The following is an 18,312-nucleotide window of genomic DNA, read 5'->3' as shown; positions in this document are numbered from 1 at the left end:
GTGAGGCCAACGAAGATAAAAAATGACAAATAGCGCGATAACGTGACCTCTAGCTCAACTCATCGCGAGAAAGCTGGCCGCAGATGTCGATCAACGCCCTGGCAGCAAAGTCGCCGCGCCAGTCACGGCCGGTAATCACGCCTAGCGGGGCCTGGAGCAGGTCGGTCTCGAGCGCGAGTTCCACCAGCTCACCCCGGCACAGACGATCGGCAACCATCAATTCCGAGGCCGCCCAGATCGCATCGTCATTCATGGTCAAAGCAAGGCTCAAATTGACGTCTACCGTCTCGATACGATGCTGGGGCAAGGCCAACCCTCTGGCCTTGAACATCCGCGCAATCTCCGTCCAGGTAACGGTTTCCCGGGTTGGCAACAGCAGAGGGAAGCGCTCGCTGGTCAACACATCGTCCAGGCGCTGTTGCCGCGCCAGCAGGGGGTGCCCGGCGCGCACCACAAACAGGTAGCGGTCTACCAGCAGTTGCTGGAAGACCAGCTCAGCCAGGTCCTCAGGGGGAGGCAAACGGCCAAACATCATGTCGATATCGCCGCGTCGCAGCTTGTCCAGCATATCTGGGCGCACGCCAGAGGCGATCTGAACTTGTACGCCGGGACATTCACGCGCCAACCGTGACAGCGCTACCGGCAGCACCTTGGCCGCAAAGATGGGCAGGCTGCCGATCTTGAGTACCGTCACCCCCTCTCCGCGATAGCGTGGCAGCTGCTCGAAGCCCGCCTGAAGCGTGGATAGCGCCAAGTTGATACGCTCGATCAAGCGTGCACCTTCGGGAGTGGGCTGAGTTCCTCGACGCGAACCGGTAAACAGCACGATACCGGCAATCTCTTCGACTTCACGCAGCGTCTTGGACACGGCAGAGGGAGTGATATTCAGCGCTTGAGCCGCCTGCGCCGCGTTACGCGTGCGAGCCACTTCCACCACGCAGCGCAGGTGCCTCATGCTGAGATTACGTAGTTCGATGGCAGCCCCTCCTGACAGGAACGGCTGCAGTGCGATAACCGCTCGCGCAGCCTTCAAGCAGGTGGCCAGTACCTGGGGGCAGCCAGGTTCCGGCCTGCTAGATCTTGATATCGTAGTCCACGTACTTGTGCATCAGCTCGTCGTAGGTGCCGTCTTCCTTGATCTCGGCCAGGGCCTGATTGAACTGTGCGGCCAGGTCTTCGTCGCGAGGACGAAACGCCACCGCCACACCGTGGCCAAAGTAGGACTTGGGCTCACGGATCAGCTCGGAGCTGACTACTACCTCGCTGTCGGCTTCGTCCACCTGCAGGTTGGCCAGCGCCAGCGGGTAGTACATGAAGGCACTGTCCAGGCGTCCGGTCTTGACGTCCAGCGCCAGGTCCTCGGCGGTGGCATAGCGACGCACTTCCATGATGTCGCCGTAGGTATCGGTGATGAAGCGATCACGAATGGTGCCGCGCTGCACGCCAACGGTCAGGCCCTCCAGGCTCGCACGGTCGTCGGGATCCACTTCACTGCCGCGCAGCGTCACCCATACGCTGGGGTTGGAATAGTAGGGCTCGGAGAACAACACCTGCTGGCGACGCTCTTCAGTGATCGCCATGGACGACATGATGGCGTCGTACTTGCGGGCCATCAGCCCCGGGATGATGCCATCCCAGCTTTGCTCGACCCATTCACATTGACGCTGGATGCGCCGACACTTCTTCCCCAAGCTCTACCTCGAAGCCCGTCAGGGTGCCATCAGGCAAGCGGTACTCGAAGGGCTCGAACGGGATATCCACCCCCAGCTTGAGCGGCTCGTCGGCCTGGGCCGTTGTCACCAGGGTCGAAGCCGACAAAGCGGTGAGCCCCAGCAGGGCACTCAATAGCACAGGACGAGAAAACGATCGCATCCGTAAGTTCCTTTTTGCGTTATGGTTATTGGTCTATGCCTTGTGGGCACAAAGAGTCTGCCACTCTCTGTCACCCTCGCCAAGTTGCCTGCGACATGCTGACAACCACCGGTCATCATCGATAAGGAACGACAATGCTCAACGGCCGCGCTCTGGCGTATCTGTGCGAAGTACAGCGACGTGGTTCCCTGCGGGGCGCAGCCATCCACCTGAATGTGGACGTCTCCGCCATCAGTCGCTTGATCCGTCGCCAGGAAGAAGAGCTTTCGATCCCATTGCTGACCCGCCACCCAGATGGCGTCACCCTGACCGAAGCCGGCCGCCTGCTGGTGGAACACCATCGCGCTCGATGCGATGCCGAAACGGCAACGCTGTCGCGCCTGAGCGCGCTTCAGAGCCTGGATAGCGGTGAGGTCAGAGTGGCCGTCGGCGAGGGCTTTATCGCTGATCTGGTCAATGCCCCCTTGCAGACCTTCATGACGGCGCATGCTGGCATCGACATTGTGGTGGTCATGGCTGGCGTCAACGAGGCCATGGCGTTGGTCCGTGACCGCGAGGTGGATCTGGCCCTGTTGTACGCGCCACCCATGGACCCGCTGCTGCGTTGTCATGTGGAGCGCCGCCACCCTCTGGATCTGATCGTGCCTGCCGACCATCCACTGACTCGGCGCCAGGCACCATTGACCCTGGCCGAAATCAGCGATTGGCCACTGGGGCTGATGGACAGCCCCTTTGGCATGCGCCAGATGGTCGACCAGGTCGCCCATCAGGAGCGCCTCCATCTGCGTTCACGGCTGCATACCAACTCGGTCACCGTCCTGAGGAATTTCGTCAGGTCCGGTAGCGGCGTCACCTTTATGCCCGAGTTGACCGTCGCCGATGACATCGCCCAGGGGTTGATTCAGGTGCTGCCGCTGGCACATCCGGTGCTCAACGGGGCCCGCGCTCAGATCGTCAGTCGTCAAGGCCGGCCATTGCCGGTGGCGGCAGAGGCCTGCCTGGCGCATCTGCGTCGCGGCATGCGCTTCTTTGCCGATGATGCGCCACGCCTGCTGGCCCCACATCGCCAGAGCGGCGTTGCCTGAGGGCCCGTCCGACGTGCTGCCAAACGCCAGACCATGCTGGCGTTGCCAAAAGATCAACGCCTTGGGGTTTGATTAGTCAACGCGACAACGCCTAGTCTCGTTATCGATAGACAGCGTTGCCGCACAATAACACCACAACACCGGAGTCCCTCATGAGCCTGTTTCGTCCACTGCCCCTGCTTGCTGCCCTGACCACCGCCACGACAATGGGGTTGACCGCCGCCTCAGCGCTGGCTGCAACCACCGTCAACCTGAGCTATAACGGCGCTCCCGACCCGGACAAGAACGCGGTGCACGTGTTCGCCACCAACTTGAAGGAACTGGTCGAGGAAAAGACCGGAGGCGAGCTTGAGCTCAAGCTGTACCCCAACAGCATGCTGGGTGAAGAGCAGGAGCGCATGGAGCAGACCATGGCGTCGCCGAGCCTGAACATTGCGTCCTTCGCCGGCATGTCGCCCATCGTCCCCGAAGTGTTCGTCAGCGCAATCCCCTTCCTGTTCCAGGATTTCGATGACGCTCGCCAGTTCTTCGACGAAGGCAGCTACTGGAAAGCGGTTCAGGAAGACCTGGAGGGCCGCGCCGGACTGGAACTGCTGGCGGTAGTCGAGGAAGGCGGCTTCCTGGCCTTCACCAACGACAAGACGCCAATCGCCGAACCGGCGGACTTCGAAGGGCTGCGCTTCCGCGCCATGGACCCCAGCCAGGTCGCACTTTATGAGGCCTTCGGCGCGTCCGGCACGCCCATTCCCTGGACCGAGGTCTACATGGCGCTGAAAACCGGCGTCGCTGACGGCCAGATGAACCCGCCGATGTATATCATCCTCGGCAGCCTCTATGAGGTTCAGGACTACCTGACGCTAGCCAACATCCAGTACTCCGACCAGTTCCTGGTGGGCAACACCAGCATGATCAATGGCTGGGACGAGGCGACCCAGACTGCCTTCCGTGAGGCGGTCGCCGAAGCCAACCAGCTTGCTCGCGAACAGAACCAGGCCAAGGTCGATGAGCGCATTGCCTACCTGGAAGAGCAAGGCATGGAGGTCATTCGTCCTAACCCAGAGCAGCTGGAAGCCTTCCGCCAGCAGGGCCAGCCGGCTTATCTTGAGTGGCTGAAGGACCAGAACATCGAACAGCGCTATATCGACATGGCGCTCGACGACGCCGGACTTCAACTCAGCGCCCAGTAGCCCTGAGCACTTAGTACTGAACACCGGGCAGCGTCGACGACCGTCTGGCTGCCCGGCACACAGTGCACTGACCCAGACTCTCTTAACACGTGCTCTGAACAAGTGCTTTGAATAGGTGCTCTGAACAAGCGCTCTGATATTAGCGGCTCAACGTTAAGCGCTCTGATATCGGTATGGCGACATGAGTGCTCTGACGTGAGTGCGCAGGCCTGAGCGCAAGACGAAGAATGCTCCAGCACGTACAACGGCCTCCGCTCCAGGAGGCCGGTTCATCCTGTTTCACCAACCTGTGGGAGAGCCTCCCCATGTCCTGGTCCCTTGCCCAAAGCCGGCCCGTCATGGCGCTGCGGCGACTATCGCTATGGAGCGCGAGTGCACTGCTGCTCATTGATCTGCTGGCCATGCTGTATGGTGTGGCCGCGCGTTATCTAGCCGGCGGGGCCCCCATCTGGACCGATGAACTGGCCCGCTACCTGATCATCGGCGCGGTCATGCTGGCCCTTGGCAGCGTCTGGATTGAAGGCGGTCATATGCGGGTCGCGCTGATCGAGCGGCTGATTCCACGCACCCTGGGGCGCATCCTCTCGGTCTACCAGTGGCTATTGACCCTGGCACTTGCCGCTGGCGGAGCCTGGTTCAGCTTTCACTACGCGCAATCAGTGGCCATGTTCCAGAGCCAAGGCCTGGGCATCAGCCGGGCCGTGCCGGTCATGTCCGTGCCGCTCGGCTTTGCGCTGCTGACCCTGATGGCGCTGTGCCATGGTCCATTCCCGCTACCGACCCAGGACGGCGACGCCGACGCCGCTCAGCACGACCGGGGGGCCACGTCATGACGCTTGCCATGCTGGCGGTCTTTGTCGTCCATGTGCTGCTGGGCCTGCCTCTGTTCATCTCGCTGCTGGCCACCGCCGTGGTCGGTTTCGCCTTCGTCGACCTGTCGATGATTCCCCGCATGATGCCCCAGCAGTTCTTTGGCGGCATCGATGCCTTCTCATTGATGGCCATCCCACTGTTCATCCTCGCCGGCAACCTGATGAACGCCTCGAAGCTGACCGACCGGCTGATGGCGCTGGCGCGTCTGTTGGTCGGCCATCTGCGCGGCGGCATGGGCCACGTCAATGTGGTGTCCAGCGTGTTCTTTGCGGGGGTCAATGGATCGGCGGTCGCCGATACCTCGGCACTGGGCTCTCTGCTGGTCCCTGCGATGCGCAAGGAAGGCTATTCGACGGCCTTCGCCGCTGGCCTGACGGCGGGCAGCTCACTGATCGGGCCGATCATCCCGCCCAGCATCTTCATGATCCTCTATGCCTCGCTGACCAACACCTCGGTGGGCGATCTGTTCCTTGCCGGTGTGATACCCGGGCTGTTGCTGGGTGCCGCCTTCATGGCCATGAATGCTGTCTACGCGCGTCGCAAGGGGCTGCCCAAGGGTGATGGCTGGCCCGGTGCGCGCCAGCTGGGGGTGGCTGCCCTTGGCGCCTTGCCTGCCCTGATGGCCCCCTTCCTGATTGTCGCCGGCATCGTCATGGGATTGGTCACACCCACGGAATCAGGAGCGCTGACCGTGGCCTACGTGGCCCTCTATGGAGTGCTGGCTGGCAACCTGAATCTATTGGCGCTGTGGCGTGCGTTTGTCGACACGACCCGCCTCACCGCCGCCATCTTCGTCATCATGGCTGCCTCCAGCACGGTCAGCTGGCTGCTGTCCTACGCCCAGGTGCCCTACCAGTTCGTCGAGCTGTTGACCCCCTACGTCGATAGTCCGGTGATCATTCTGCTGTTGCTCAGCCTGATCACCTTCATCACCGGCATGTTCATGGAAGAGGTCTCGGCGCTGATGCTGCTGACACCGATCTTTGCGCCGGTGGCCATGATGGCAGGCATCGACCCGGTCCACCTGGGTATCATCATCACCCTCAACATCACCATCGCGCTGATCACGCCGCCGATGGGCGCCTGCGTATTCGTCGCCGCTGCCGTCAGCCGGCTGGAGATCACCGCGCTGTTTCGTACCATCTGGCCCTTCGTGGTCATCGCCCTGCTGGTCCTGGTGGCACTGATCCTGGTGCCCTCCCTGACCCTATGGCTTCCGACCGCTCTGGGATGAGAACCTCCATGACCTCCAACGAAGGCTGCAACGAGACCTGCAACGAGAGCTGCAACAACGGCATCAATAACAGCGGTGACGACCGTCATCCCTGTGCACATCCCGAGACCCCAGCCATGGCGATTCCTCTATCCGCTGAGCCTTCCTGGGCCCAACTGCGCCAGATTCCCATTCAGGGGCTGGATGAGCCCCTGGTGCCCATGAGCCTGGCCCCATCACCGGTCAAGGTATTTCCCGCCTACGCCCGCCTGGGAATTCCTGGCGCCATCAACGAGTGCTATCTGCGTGAAGGCGTCTATCGCCGCGTGCTGGCGGCGGCGCGCTCGCTGCCTGACGGCGTAGGTCTGATCGTGCTGGACGGCTGGCGTCCGTGGCGAGTTCAGCAGTACCTGTTCGACACCTTGATGGAAGCCATTCGCGGCAACCATCCAGACATTGATGAGGCTGAGCTGCTAAACCGTACCCGTGAGTTTGTGGCCGAACCCAGCACCCGTGCCGATGCGCCGAGCCCGCACCTGAGCGGCGGCGCCGTCGACGTGACCCTGTGCGATGCCGATGGCCTGCCGCTGCCCATGGGCACCTTGTTCGACGAAGCGTTGCCGGCCTCCCACACCGCTTTTCTGGAACACAAGGCCACGCTGACCGATGACGAGCGCGCGGCGCGGGACAACCGTCGCCTGCTGTACCACGCCATGACCGCTCAGGGATTCACCAACCTACCGAGCGAATGGTGGCACTTCGACTTCGGCGACCAGCTGTGGGCCCATTACGGCGGCCACGATCAGGCGCTGTACGGCCCCGCCGAACTGGACACCATCGAGAATCGCTGGCGGCGGCAGTTGTAGCGAAAAGCGGTAAGGGAAAGGGAAAGGGAGAGTGGGCAGGAGAAAGGAAAACGTTGAGGGGCAACACGGGATAACTGGCTGCGCTGGACATCTCGAACTGTGGCGCTGACGATACGCTACTTCAGCGGCTCAGCCGCCCCTCATCATCGATCACCCTGACCTTGGTCGGGCGAGAGCGAGACCATTTCCAGAACACCAGGTTGACGTCACGGGCACCGGCCCCCGTCGCCTGCGACGGTACTCGTATGCCGACAATGCCTTGCCGAATCAGCTCGTCGGCAATCTCCCAGGCGAGCACGCTTTGACGTGCGAGCCTCTTCGCCAGCCAGGCCTCGTGCATCCAGCTGTCCACGTCGGGATGGACGAGGGCACAGACATCCCGATCACACAGGTCAAGCAGCGGACCACAGTCGACCTCATAGGTACACAGCGTCAGCGGCTGTGTCTTGAAGGGCATTCCCTGTTGCACTTCCAACCAGGCGGTCTCGAACCGCGCTGAGGTGTAGAGTGCGGGTTGGCCAACACGGTTCCAGCGCCCGCCATTCAGCGCCGCCCCATCTCCGGATTCAGGTGCGTGCTGCCAGAGAGGGTTGTGCCCTCGATACACCAGTCCTTTGAAGTGAAAGCCGTGACTCCGCAGGCTCACGCATAGCCCCCCTCGGCGATATGCGACAGATACGCGCGTACATCATCGGCTCGACCTCGCCTGACCAGTTCTTCCGCCGTCATATCGCCCAGGGCCGCAATCGGGTAGCTGCGAAACCACGACCAGGCTGCGCTGATCGAGCCAGCCCAGGGCTCGATGCGTTTGAGTATTTCATAGGCCTGGCGCAACCGCTGTTGCGTCGAGACGGCCTGCAGCCGCTCCTTGCGAACGATGGCGCTCTGGCTGAGCCCGATGGCGCGAGCAAATTCGCTTTTCGTTATATGAAGCGCCTTGGGCAAGGCATCGGCGCTGATATAGCCCTCGGCATTCACCGCTTCACGAATCTCAAAGGACATATCTGACACCCATTACGACATAAATATATGTCAATATAGGTGACAAATAGGGAAGCGTCAAAACCCGCCTGCGTTCTCCCCGGCCACCCGCATTGAGCTCGCGTCTCGCCGACGCCATCGCCCGCTACACCGCCAGCACCAGACTGACGTCGTGAATCAGCTGGACGTCATTGAAGGGACCTGCCGGGCTTTCCTCGGGGATCAGCCGAAACGCGCGCTGCTCTTCCCGCGGCAGCCCCTGGTACTCGGCGATGACCTGAAACAGCCAGATTTCCTGATCCCATTCGAGTGCGCTGTCGGCCAGGTACTCAAGGGCACTGACATCTCCCGGAATCCCTCCTTGCGCGGCGCCACGATCCACCACGTCCAGGTAGAAGCGCTCTACATCCTGCTTCAGCGCCTGCTGGCGGGCCTCCACCAGGCTTTGTTCCTCCACCTGGGCGGGGCCGGCGGCCTCGACGATCTCGGGGCGGTGAACCGCAACCGGCAAGGCGTGCAGCAGGCTGGCGATCGTGTCGCTGTCGTGATGGTGGTCCAGGGCCACCGAACCCGCTGCCTGCAAGGGGCTTGCCCGATTGAACAGCTCTGGCACCTCGCTTCTGCGGGTGTAGTTGCCGGGAACAAACCCCGGATGCTCGCGCAGGAAGGCGGCCATACCGGCCACCAGTCGGCTCTGCTGCTGCTGCTGGCGAAAGCGCGCCATCAGCTCGATCAGCCGCCCCTGCACCTCACGCAGGTTGGTGTAATGCAGGCTCAGCTGCTGTTGCAGCTGGCTGATCAGCAGCTTGCGCAACGACCCATCACTGCCCACCAGTTCGATCAGCTCTTCGAAGTCGATCAACGCCATGCCGTCGAGCAGACGCACGATCTGCTTCTGGGCACGGTCGTTCTCGCGGATCTTGTCGTTGAGGCGGCTGACAAAGCCAAAATCGCTGTTGAGGCGCTGCCACAGACTGTCGATGGCGTCGGCGAAGCGGCCGTTGAGGTCGTCCACCTCCTGGCGCAAGCGCAGCATCAGGGGCCCCTGCTGGTAGTGCTCACCGCGATTGACCGCTTCACGATAGCTCTGCACCAGGTTGCGAATCTGCTCAAGGGTCTCACCGACGTCGGCGTTAACGTGGCGGCGGGTCTCATCGGCCAGCATCTCGGCGATCAGCTCGCGCACCTTGGGGGTCAGCTTGACCGCTCCGTGCTCATCCGGGCGCCACAGGATGCGCGCCGCCAGCAGCTTGCGCAGAGCGCCGTCAGTCAGCGGCTCCAGCGGCACCTCGTCACGGGAGTAGCCCTGCATCAGGACGTCGGCGTAGCGTCCCAGCAAGGAGAGACGCTCGGTGCCGGTGGCCATCAACCGGCTTTCGAGCGTGTGTTCCTCGCTCATAGCAGGGACTCCTGACGGGCCGGTGCCTCATCATCCACCGGCAGGCTTTCTTCGTCGCGAATGAAACGTACCAGCTCGACCAGATAATCGATCTTGCCGGTTACCAGATAGACCTGACGATCGGCGTGGGGCTGCAGCAGGTAGCCGTGTTCCTTGAGTCGCTTGAACACCTGCTTCATCTGGGCGTCGAGCTGCTCGCTCTGGGAACCGAAAAAAGGATCGGTGGCAAGGCGCTCCAGGCGTTCGCGCAGGCTCTGGTTGTCCTCGCAGCGAGCGCTGAACTCCGCCGGCTTGAGCACATCGCCAGGCGCCGCCAGGGCATCCTGGCCCAGCGCTTCCTGTACCAGTTGCAGCCACTCCAGCAGCGGCAGCAGGCTGTTGACGGTATCGCCCAGCTGGCGCGACAGCTGCTCGCGGGCGTCTTCGTTTAGCTGCCGCCAGGCCAGGAAGTGGACGCTGCGGTCCTCGTTGCTGGCCAGACGGCGATTGAGCGGACGCAGGTAGGTGTCGATCTGCTCGCGAACGTCGTCGTCTTCAAGTTTGCGAAAGGCGCTCTCGTCGCTGATCGCGCAGATGAACTCGCCGGCCAAAAGGCGCTCCAGCAGGGGGCCGTGTTCGATCATAGGGTGAGCTCCTCTTCACTGCGCTGCTTGAGTCGCTGGGCCAGCTTGCTGAGCCGGGGTTCGATGCGCTTGAGTCGACGGCGGCGAGGATCACTGGCGTCACGGTCGATCAGGTAGCGGTTGTGGAACAGCAGCAGCACATCGGACTCCGGGTTGGGGAAGGCGCCGACGATGTGAATGTGATTGCTGTCACAGGCCTCGAACAGTTTTTCGACGTTGTGATAGGCCAGGGTGCCGATCTCGTCGATGGGCCAGTGCACGCTGATCTCGGCCTGGCCGCGCAGCAGGCGGGTGAAGGCCAGCAGGAACTTGCACAGGATCAGGTAGGCCATGCCGTGGCTCGACGACTCGAGCAACTGGCGGTCGTTCTTGATCACCAGGTCGGTGCCGCCTTCATTAAGGTGCAGCTCCAGGCGCAGCAGGCTCTCGAAGCTGTACTGCTGGTCGCTGCGCAGCAGGTCGACCACATCGGCCAGGGCATTGAGGTAGTCGTCTCCGGGCAGGCCACCGGCGTCCTGCCAGTCACGATAGTCCTGGGCGAAGCGCTTGAGCGGCTCCCAGAAACCCAGCTCGTCGATGGTGGACTGGATCTTGACCTCGGCCTTGGTGATGCCTTCCAGGCGCAGGTCGTCGGCCACCTCTTCGGATAGCCGTCGGCTCTGGGCGCTGATGCGTCGGTTGAGGTCGCGAAAGACGGTGAAGAACTTGTCGAGGTCCGCCCCCAGGTTGCGTCCCTGCTGCACCAGCTGCTGTTGCTGGTCTTCGAGCAGGGTAAGCATCCCGCGCAGCAGCGGCAACAGCTGCCGAGGACCGACGTCGGCGCTACCCTGGAGCTCATCGCGGAGCTTGTCGCGCTCGGCGCTCAGGGTATCGATAAAGCCAGCGCTGGCGCCCTTGATCAGCTCCCCCTCGACCTGCTCGCACCCCTTGCGCAGGGCATCCATTTCGGTGGCACGCTCGCTTAGCGCTCGGTGGGCTCGCTCGATACGCTCGTGCACATCCCCGGGTGCCTGACTCTGGGGCGCCGGAGCTGGGTCCAGCGGCAGCTGCTCGACCTGCACCAGCAGCGGCTTGAGGGCGTCGATGATGCCGCTCTCGGTGCTGCGCCGGGTGGACAACTCCGCCAGCGCCTGCTGGTGGGCGCTGCGGGCAGACTGGAACTCGGCCTTGCGCTGCTCGCGCTCGCGCTCGGCGGTCTCCTTGTCACGTATCAGACGGGTTTCCTTCTCCACCAGCTGCGGCTTGCGCTGACCCCAGTCCAGGCGCATGAAGCGGCGATAGTCCTCCAGCTGCTCCTGACGGCCGGCGGTGTCGCGGATGCGCTGATCCAAGGCGGCAAGCCGCGCCTTGGTATCCCTGAGGGAGTCCAGGTCCACGCCCTGCTCCTGCAGCTCACGATCGAAGGCGGCCTCGAGCTCCTGGCGCTGGCGCTGGTGCTCCTGCTTCTGGTCGCTCAGGTACTGCTTGTGCTGGCGGATCTGGTCGTCGATGCCATCCAGGCGGCTCTGGGCATCGGCCTTCACCTCCAGTAGCTGCGCCTGATGGGTCTTGGCCAGAGTGTCGAGGGCATCACCTTTTTCCTGCTTGAGGTCATCATGACTCGCCTGCTGAGCGGCCAGTGACTCCTCCAGCGCCTGACGCCGGGTCTTCTGCTGGCGCGCATGGCGCTCCTGCAGTTGGCTGCGCGCATCCCGGGCGTAGTCCACCTCCGACTCGGCGCGCTTGACCTCCATGCGCGCTCGCCGCACGGCGTCCTCGGCAGACTGTACCCGCTCGTTGCAGGCCTTCATCTGACGCTCGGCGGCCTGTTCGGCGTTCTCTGCGCGCACCAGCGCGGCCTCGGCCTGCTCGATGGCGACGACCAGGCTCGCCTCATCCTGAGCGTACTCCGGCACGTCCACCGCGGCCAGGTCGAGCCCGACGCCGAACAGCTCATCGTGGTCGTGTTCACCGACCTTGGGTGACAGGTCGCGACGCTCCAGCAGCTCAGGCGCGATCACCTTGCCCAGACGTTGTTCCCAGCCCGGTCGGTGATAGCGCAGGAAGTGGCGCAGCGTGCCTTGCGCGGGATCACGCTGCTGGTGCAGCGCGTGACAGTGTGCCTCGGCCTTGGCCAGCTGGTGACGGGCGTCGTTGAGCTCCTGCTCCGCCTGGTCTCGACTGCGCTTGAGCGTGTCGTACTCTTCGCGCAGGGCACTCAGGGTTTCCCCGCTGGCGTCACGATCGCTCTGGGCCTGGTCGAGGCGCGCCTGGGCGAGCTCCGCTTCCTGCATCTCTTCTGCTGTGGCGGCACTGGCCGACAGCTGCGCCTTCAGTTCGGCTACCCGCTGAAGCCCTGCGTCGAGGCGTTCACGGTAGCTGTCATCGAGCTCCTGGCGCTGGGACTGGTAGCGTTGCTCCAGCTCGCTTTGCTGCTGCCACTGCTGATTGCGCAGCTCTTCCCTGGTCTCGCCCAACTCGTCGATACGGGCCTGGGCCTCCTCCTGCTGGCGGGCCAGCTCATCGGCGAGCTCACGCAGCCGGCCCTCAAGCCGTGACTGGTGCTCCTGAAAGGCGGACTGCATCACCGCCAGGTGCTCGCGCAACTGCTGACTCTGGTCGCGCCACTGGGGCAGCGACTGGACGTCTCGCTCAAGCGCCGGCATGTCGGCTTCTTCGAAGGCCTCGAAGGTGTCCTGCAGATCCGACAGCTCCCGCTGAGTCTGCTCGAGCTCGCTGGTCATCTCGCTAAGACGGTCATTCAAGGCGTCGCGCAGGTGGCCATATTCCGCTTCACGCTCCTGAAACTCCTGCTTGCGGCGAGCGATCTCCGCCTCGGTGTCGGCCAAGGTGCGCTCGGCGCGGTGGCGGTCAGCCTCGAGCTGGGGCTTCAACTGCCACAAGATGGTCTCGCGCTCGGCCACCTCATGGTCCAGCTCATCCAGCTTCGCCAACGCCCGCTCCAGCGGCTCCAGGCGTTTGGACTGACGCATCTGAGCGATCCACTCCCGCGCCTTGGTGCTGCGGATGCGCGTCACCGGCAGTTCGACGCCGTCCTCCTCGAAAATCGCCGCCAGCATGGTCTTGAGGGTGTCCATCTTGCCCTCTTTGGCGTGCACCGCACTGATCAACTTCTCCATATGGCGGATACGACGCTCAGGCTTGACCAGGCTGAACTGGGCGGCCATCTGGCGCAGTCGCAGACTGTCCTTGCGGTTGCCCTGCTGATGGGTGAAGTCGTTCTGGATGACGGAGCGGTACTCCGAGGTGGCCGTCAACTTGGCGGACATCGGCACGTTATCTCGCCTCAACTGGCTGGCCCAATCGCTGTAGCCGAGTGCTGTCACGCCACCGTTGGCTTCCACCAGATAATGACCGGGCTGATACGGCGCGCCAATAAAGCGGTACTCGATGCCGCCATCGGACTTGCGCGTCAGCACCGCCTGACAGACATTGCCGGCCTCGCGACGATACTCGTAGATCAGGTAGCTGTTGCCGTGGGGTAGATAGAAGGCGTCGAACTTCTTGCGGGTCTTGGGTACCACCTTATTGGGCAGCTCACCGTAGAACACCGGCACCAGACGCTGGAGCGTGGTCTTGCCCGAGGCATTGGTGCCACAGATATTGGTGTGACCATCGACATCCAGTTCGACCACCCCTTCCAGGTGGCCGTGGATCATCACGATGCGCAGCAGGTGAGCCATGGAGTTTCCTTGTTCGCTTGTCCGTCAGGGGGAGTATTCTGCCAGAGACCGCCCGCCCTGACAGTTCGACCAGAGTTGCCCCGGAGCAAGCTTTCGCCTAAAAGAAGTATCCCCACTATCGTCTGCCCACTACCGGAGCACCCATGAACTTCGCCACCCTCGGCCCTGAAGACAGCAACCACGCCTTGGTCCTGGCCCGCTATCTTGAGCTCCGGCGTCAGGATCTTGGGGGTAAAGACAGCCCACGCTCGCCGACCGTCCAGCTGGTAAACGACTTCCCCCAGGCCTTTCAGGACCTGGTGGACGGGCATCACGACTATGTGTTGCAGGTCAGCGCCCATTTCAGTCACGCCGACTGCGTCGGACGCTTCATGCACCGCGCCTTTCCCGTGGATAGCTTCATTGCCCCAAGCCGGCCCTTGGCACTGGTCGCACGCAAGGACGTCGCCAACCCTACAAGCGTCCTGCGTCAACCGGCGACCCGTCACTACACCGACCTAACGGGACTGGAACAACGCGACGCCCCCACCATCGTCGCCGCCCTGGAAGGCCTGCTCGACGGCCAAGCCGACGCCGCCATCGTCGCCGAGCAGGCCCTGGCCCTCTACCCGGATCAACTGCGACTGATGCGCCCCCTGGGACCAGCGCTGGACACCTGGATTCTGTACGCCAACCGACCGCTCATGGATGAGGTGCAGCAAGAGCCGGCATTGGGAAACAGTGGCGCCCTACGGGAGCATTTCAGAACGACGTTTGCGCGAAAAAAACCGACATGATGCATCAACCTCGATAACGTATGCGGTGTGGCAGGTACTTGCCGCCGCTTTCCCGATGGAAGCGCTGACGTCATCAGCCGAGCGGTACCAGGCGCCCGCAGCGCAGCACCCGGAGCTTATGCGGTATCGGTGAGGAGTTCGAGCAGCGCGTAACGCAGCAAGTCGGCGGCGCAGGCATTTATGCAGTGTTTCCCTATGGTGGAGAGTCACACAGGGGGAAGGGCCCACTTCATCACTATCATCCTCCGAACTCCCAAGCCCCGTCGTTGAGTTAGAACTCCTTCAGGCCACCGATACGTGTCGACGCTTAGTCCCCACTTGTCCCCACCTGACCAGCCATGACGCCCCCCTAGGAGATAGGGGAACCCACAGATCGGAATAATTTGTGGGAAATCGCTCACAAGGCACTGTCAGGCCGAATGGTAAGCTTGCTTTGCGAGCACCCTTGTCGCACGAATATCGTGATGGAGCGAAACCATGGAAAGGTTTTATCGACTCAGCGTACCCATTATTGCCTGCCTCGTGATGACCGGGTGTGACAGCAGTGCTTCGCAGGAAGGAATCGGAGGCCACAGGGACGCCGGCTCACCGGTTAACCAAGAGGCCGTTGCGGCACTCATCCAGAAAACCATGGATAACATGGTCTTTGTTGAAGGCGGCAGCTTCCAGATGGGAGATTTTGGGCCGCTTATGCCCAATTCTGGCGGAAGAACCTATACAGCGGATAGCGACAATAAACCCGTGCACGAAGTGACGCTGGACAGCTTCTCCATTTCCGCCGTCCAGGTATCCTACGCTGACTACGACATCTATACCGAGGCGATGGGGTTGCCAAGGATCAATACCGAAGGTATTGAAGTGGAGTATCGTGCTTCTGACGTGCCCGCCGGTGTGGATTGGTATCAAGCCAGAGACTACTGCGAATGGCTGGGTGAACAGACCGGACTTCCCTTCTCACTTCCTACCGAGGCGCAGTGGGAATACGCAGCACGCTCGCGAGGGCAATTCCTACCATTTGCCACCACTGATGGTTATATCAACCGTGGGACGAACTATCCTTCTCGGGCAGAAATCCTTGCCAGTACTCCGTCCCCACTAATAGGCCCCCAGTCAATAAAACTTATCCCTCCCAATCCATTAGGTCTATACCAAATGGGGTTGAATGGATTCGAGTGGGTTAGTGATTGGTATGATGAAAACTACTACAGTGTTTCCCCCACGAGAAATCCGACCGGACCAATAATGGGAACACAGAGAGTTCAACGTGGCGCTGATTTTGGAGAAGGAAACAGCTCTAATTTATTGATAAATCGTCGAAAGAAGAATCCGGACTTATCTTATAACGACCCAAGAGGATTATCTAGCCACAGTGCTTACCGAGTAAACACCGTAAGATGTGCCATCAATAAACAAACTTATTAACAGACACCAACCACCAAATACGACAAGCACTGCCATGTCAACTTATTAAAAAACTTTCTATCAAAGTAACGACTCATTGATAGAACAAGGTCTACCGAAAGTATACGGCATGGGATCATATTGTAACTACACATTGTGTGGTATTTTCACAAGCTCTGGAGAAAAATCTTGAAATAGGCTCTTGAGATGAGTATGTGAAACTATCATTTCTTACGATCGGCATTCCCACCCTAGTCTTCTCCCACAAACGAGCCTGCAAATGAATAAACTCTCTAGCATAGTGCGAAGATAGCGGCCTTGGTAGGCCTCTCTCACCACGCCCCATGAACTCCTCGACTATTCTCTCGCCTTCTTTCCAGGGAATTAGTTCACCTATCCGAGACGTTACTCTTTGCATGACGTTTCGATACTCGTTAACCGATTGGATCAAACGTAATACGTTCATTACCGCTTCCTTTCGGTCATTCATAAAACCAAAAAGACTTGGATCTTCCCACCACCCTTCTAAATCTCGATTTGCTGGATGATAACGATCAAAAGCATTTGTTTGCATAAGCCAATATATTACTATTCCTTTAGCATCTGGTGTGGCATGCTTCATCACATCATTACCCTCGTTTATGCTCTCAGAAAGTTTTCCTCTTGCTGAAGCATTTTCAATATCTACTCTTGTTTTTGCGAGTGTTCTAGCAAGGTCATCAATAATGTCTGATGCCTCTTCTCTGAGGTATTCGCTCAGTCGCCCCCCTTCAATTGCAGCCATGGTAACAATACTAGTTATCGCATGAAAAGCGCTTTCGTCAATAAACAGCAATCTTGAGTAATCAATATTCTTCAGCTGGTAAATTACCCATTTCACGAACTCATATATCAGTCCAGCATCCACCTCAAAATCAACTTTACCTTTAATCCCTGGCCCGAAACACACTCCTGCCTGGGCCGTTATACGAAACTTGCCACTATCATAGTAGACCGAAAAGTTTGCGGCAGCTCCGGCCCCCAGCAACCCAACAAGGCTCGGTGCGCTTTTTGCAAAAGGTTTAAACTTATTGCCTTCTTCGGGGTTCTTCCATTCAAGCTGCACCCCGAAGGTTGCGATCGCTTGGCCTCCGGCAAAGGCCGCCATCCCCCCGGCGATTTCACTATTGTCCAGCTGGGGTGCCCCTGACTGACGCACCACCGACCGCTGCTCGCCGGGTAGTCCTCGTTGGGCAAGCTGTCCTTGTACCCCACGAGTCTGCAACTGACCATCCCGCATATCGACATTCAAGCTCAGCTCGGCGGCTACGCTGGCTCCAATCCCTCCACTACAGGTGATAAACGCATGCGACCGTATCATCCCCAGGTCGATGATCCCGGCTTCATTGGGAAGCTCACAGGCCAGCATCAGGCCACCAGCGGGAGTATAAAAATCCAATGATGCCTTGGCTTCCGCCAGGACCAATTCTGCTTTTGCGTCAGCCTTGAGGGAGGCTTTTCCTTGAAAGGGGTTGAACTCTCCGCTCATACCACTTGCACCTGATGTCCAGCGCATCAACTGGGCTTCAGCAGATAGCTCAACACGCGAGCTATCCTTATCGTGTTCCTCACCCTCAAGCAATTCGTACTTCGCAGACAGGTTTTCGTTGATCGCCTCAGACCACTTGAACAGATCAACTGTCTCTTTTTCCTTCTTCAGCCAATCTTCAAACCACGGAAAATCTGCTTTCACCTTAGCTTCACCACTGACATTCACCATCTGGCGCACTAGCTTGTCAGTATCGACACGTCCGTTGGTGAGCACCGTCTGGCTAGCATTACCGCCACCACCGCTTAACGGTATCTCTTCAGATATCGCTCTGATAATATGAGACCTGGCGTACACCAGTCTGAAGTGTTCAGTTCTTGAAGCTCTTCGTTGAATAGGGATTAGCTCCATCACCTTGTTCGTTTCGCTACTTAACTCCGTCAGCGGCTCAATCACATCCTTCAGCGCACGATTTTTCTCGTCCACCTTGCGTTGCGCTGTCAGGACCTGTTGCCGCAAGGACTCTCTGTCCATAACGAACTGTTGATCACGGATGTCCGACATCATCAACGCAATATAGTTACTAGTGGCAGCGGATAGCTCATCAAGTGCATGTTGATGCTCCTCCACCACGGTTTCCATTAACCGGCACTCCTCAATAAAGTGCGCAGCTCCCTCGGGTGACACGCTCACCAACTTATCTCGCCCCACCGCATAAAACAGCAGCGGCGAGCCTCCAATCGCAACATCACGCCCTTGCGGCATCAGGCGGGTTTGGGCATTACCATCTTCCGTATCAGCGGGTAGTGTCGAAGCCTCTGTCAT

The 18,312-nt window shown here is 60.4% G+C and carries 16 protein-coding genes; 7 read left to right on the top strand and 9 right to left on the bottom strand.

Annotated features, from left to right (window positions below):
* Positions 1-49: 49 nt before the first annotated feature.
* Genes KUV86_RS08300 through KUV86_RS20140 form a run of 3 tightly spaced genes read right to left on the bottom strand, consistent with a single transcriptional unit; the run spans position 50 to position 1,872 of the window.
* Positions 50-1,033, bottom strand: coding sequence for a LysR substrate-binding domain-containing protein (locus tag KUV86_RS08300; RefSeq protein WP_222484375.1), 984 nt, complete (start codon positions 1,031-1,033; stop codon positions 50-52).
* 40 nt (positions 1,034-1,073) lie between these two features.
* Complete coding sequence (locus tag KUV86_RS08295) at positions 1,074-1,691, bottom strand: transporter substrate-binding domain-containing protein (protein ID WP_409996342.1); 618 nt, start codon at positions 1,689-1,691, stop codon at positions 1,074-1,076.
* Positions 1,654-1,872, bottom strand: coding sequence for a hypothetical protein (locus KUV86_RS20140; protein WP_409996341.1), 219 nt, complete (start codon positions 1,870-1,872; stop codon positions 1,654-1,656). The genes KUV86_RS08295 and KUV86_RS20140 overlap by 38 nt, the downstream gene beginning before the upstream one ends.
* Before the next feature lie 134 nt (positions 1,873-2,006).
* On the opposite strand from KUV86_RS20140, the gene KUV86_RS08290 reads away from it, so the two are divergent.
* The 5 genes from KUV86_RS08290 (at position 2,007) to KUV86_RS08270 (ending at position 7,096) form a co-directional block, all read left to right on the top strand.
* Positions 2,007-2,957 carry a LysR family transcriptional regulator gene (locus KUV86_RS08290; protein WP_206942383.1) on the top strand — a complete coding sequence of 317 codons (951 nt, stop codon included), beginning with the start codon at positions 2,007-2,009 and terminating at the stop codon, positions 2,955-2,957.
* 152 nt (positions 2,958-3,109) lie between these two features.
* Entirely contained in the window at positions 3,110-4,144 is a 1,035-nt protein-coding gene (dctP, locus tag KUV86_RS08285; RefSeq protein ID WP_222162158.1) for a TRAP transporter substrate-binding protein DctP, read from the top strand.
* A 305-nt stretch (positions 4,145-4,449) separates the two neighbouring features.
* Positions 4,450-4,977 carry a TRAP transporter small permease gene (locus KUV86_RS08280; protein ID WP_206942379.1) on the top strand — a complete coding sequence of 176 codons (528 nt, stop codon included), beginning with the start codon at positions 4,450-4,452 and terminating at the stop codon, positions 4,975-4,977.
* Positions 4,974-6,251 carry a TRAP transporter large permease gene (locus tag KUV86_RS08275; RefSeq protein ID WP_206942377.1) on the top strand — a complete coding sequence of 426 codons (1,278 nt, stop codon included), beginning with the start codon at positions 4,974-4,976 and terminating at the stop codon, positions 6,249-6,251. Before KUV86_RS08280 ends, KUV86_RS08275 begins: the two co-directional genes overlap by 4 nt.
* Positions 6,252-6,367: 116 nt before the next feature.
* Positions 6,368-7,096 (top strand): M15 family metallopeptidase, encoded by a 729-nt coding sequence (locus tag KUV86_RS08270; protein ID WP_222162498.1) that lies wholly within the window; start codon positions 6,368-6,370, stop codon positions 7,094-7,096.
* 121 nt (positions 7,097-7,217) lie between these two features.
* Here KUV86_RS08270 and KUV86_RS08265 read toward each other — a convergent pair whose 3' ends face one another.
* The 5 genes from KUV86_RS08265 to KUV86_RS08245 form a co-directional block, all read right to left on the bottom strand.
* Positions 7,218-7,742 (bottom strand): RES family NAD+ phosphorylase, encoded by a 525-nt coding sequence (locus KUV86_RS08265; protein WP_222484374.1) that lies wholly within the window; start codon positions 7,740-7,742, stop codon positions 7,218-7,220.
* On the bottom strand, positions 7,739-8,098 hold the full coding sequence (locus tag KUV86_RS08260) for an XRE family transcriptional regulator (protein WP_222162160.1): 360 nt from the start codon (positions 8,096-8,098) through the stop codon (positions 7,739-7,741). The genes KUV86_RS08265 and KUV86_RS08260 overlap by 4 nt, the downstream gene beginning before the upstream one ends.
* 124 nt (positions 8,099-8,222) lie before the next feature.
* Positions 8,223-9,476, bottom strand: coding sequence for a hypothetical protein (locus tag KUV86_RS08255; protein WP_222484373.1), 1,254 nt, complete (start codon positions 9,474-9,476; stop codon positions 8,223-8,225).
* The gene (locus KUV86_RS08250; RefSeq protein ID WP_222484372.1) at positions 9,473-10,099 is read right to left on the bottom strand and encodes a condensin complex protein MksE; all 627 of its coding nucleotides are present in this window, start codon (positions 10,097-10,099) and stop codon (positions 9,473-9,475) included. The genes KUV86_RS08255 and KUV86_RS08250 overlap by 4 nt, the downstream gene beginning before the upstream one ends.
* Positions 10,096-13,782: an ATP-binding protein gene (locus KUV86_RS08245; protein WP_222484371.1), complete on the bottom strand. Its 3,687-nt coding sequence runs from the start codon at positions 13,780-13,782 to the stop codon at positions 10,096-10,098. The genes KUV86_RS08250 and KUV86_RS08245 overlap by 4 nt, the downstream gene beginning before the upstream one ends.
* A 143-nt stretch (positions 13,783-13,925) precedes the next feature.
* Between KUV86_RS08245 and KUV86_RS08240 the strand changes: the two genes are divergently transcribed.
* Together KUV86_RS08240 and KUV86_RS08235 are read left to right on the top strand one after the other, a co-directional pair.
* Positions 13,926-14,558 (top strand): hypothetical protein, encoded by a 633-nt coding sequence (locus KUV86_RS08240; protein ID WP_261397567.1) that lies wholly within the window; start codon positions 13,926-13,928, stop codon positions 14,556-14,558.
* 477 nt (positions 14,559-15,035) lie between these two features.
* Positions 15,036-15,980: a formylglycine-generating enzyme family protein gene (locus tag KUV86_RS08235; RefSeq protein ID WP_222484370.1), complete on the top strand. Its 945-nt coding sequence runs from the start codon at positions 15,036-15,038 to the stop codon at positions 15,978-15,980.
* 115 nt (positions 15,981-16,095) lie between these two features.
* Here KUV86_RS08235 and KUV86_RS08230 read toward each other — a convergent pair whose 3' ends face one another.
* On the bottom strand, positions 16,096-18,312 hold the full coding sequence (locus tag KUV86_RS08230; RefSeq protein WP_222484369.1) for a hypothetical protein: 2,217 nt from the start codon (positions 18,310-18,312) through the stop codon (positions 16,096-16,098).

The sequence above is a fragment of the Halomonas sp. DP8Y7-3 genome, from assembly GCF_019801675.1.
Taxonomy (GTDB): domain Bacteria; phylum Pseudomonadota; class Gammaproteobacteria; order Pseudomonadales; family Halomonadaceae; genus Halomonas; species Halomonas litopenaei_A.
This window is presented reverse-complemented; position numbering and strand designations above follow the sequence as displayed.

What these genes read in the sequence shown, in the direction of transcription:
- KUV86_RS08290 (WP_206942383.1), top strand. Translation starts at nt 2,007, where the DNA reads ATGCTCAACGGCCGCGCTCTGGCGTATCTGTGCGAAGTACAGCGACGT.
- dctP (WP_222162158.1), top strand. Translation starts at nt 3,110, where the DNA reads ATGAGCCTGTTTCGTCCACTGCCCCTGCTTGCTGCCCTGACCACCGCC.
- KUV86_RS08275 (WP_206942377.1), top strand. Translation starts at nt 4,974, where the DNA reads ATGACGCTTGCCATGCTGGCGGTCTTTGTCGTCCATGTGCTGCTGGGC.
- KUV86_RS08240 (WP_261397567.1), top strand. Translation starts at nt 13,926, where the DNA reads ATGAACTTCGCCACCCTCGGCCCTGAAGACAGCAACCACGCCTTGGTC.
- KUV86_RS08230 (WP_222484369.1), bottom strand. Translation starts at nt 18,312, where the DNA reads ATGACAGAGGCTTCGACACTACCCGCTGATACGGAAGATGGTAATGCC.
- KUV86_RS08270 (WP_222162498.1), top strand. Translation starts at nt 6,368, where the DNA reads ATGGCGATTCCTCTATCCGCTGAGCCTTCCTGGGCCCAACTGCGCCAG.
- KUV86_RS20140 (WP_409996341.1), bottom strand. Translation starts at nt 1,872, where the DNA reads ATGCGATCGTTTTCTCGTCCTGTGCTATTGAGTGCCCTGCTGGGGCTC.
- KUV86_RS08260 (WP_222162160.1), bottom strand. Translation starts at nt 8,098, where the DNA reads ATGTCCTTTGAGATTCGTGAAGCGGTGAATGCCGAGGGCTATATCAGC.
- KUV86_RS08250 (WP_222484372.1), bottom strand. Translation starts at nt 10,099, where the DNA reads ATGATCGAACACGGCCCCCTGCTGGAGCGCCTTTTGGCCGGCGAGTTC.
- KUV86_RS08255 (WP_222484373.1), bottom strand. Translation starts at nt 9,476, where the DNA reads ATGAGCGAGGAACACACGCTCGAAAGCCGGTTGATGGCCACCGGCACC.
- KUV86_RS08235 (WP_222484370.1), top strand. Translation starts at nt 15,036, where the DNA reads ATGGAAAGGTTTTATCGACTCAGCGTACCCATTATTGCCTGCCTCGTG.
- KUV86_RS08280 (WP_206942379.1), top strand. Translation starts at nt 4,450, where the DNA reads ATGTCCTGGTCCCTTGCCCAAAGCCGGCCCGTCATGGCGCTGCGGCGA.
- KUV86_RS08245 (WP_222484371.1), bottom strand. Translation starts at nt 13,782, where the DNA reads ATGGCTCACCTGCTGCGCATCGTGATGATCCACGGCCACCTGGAAGGG.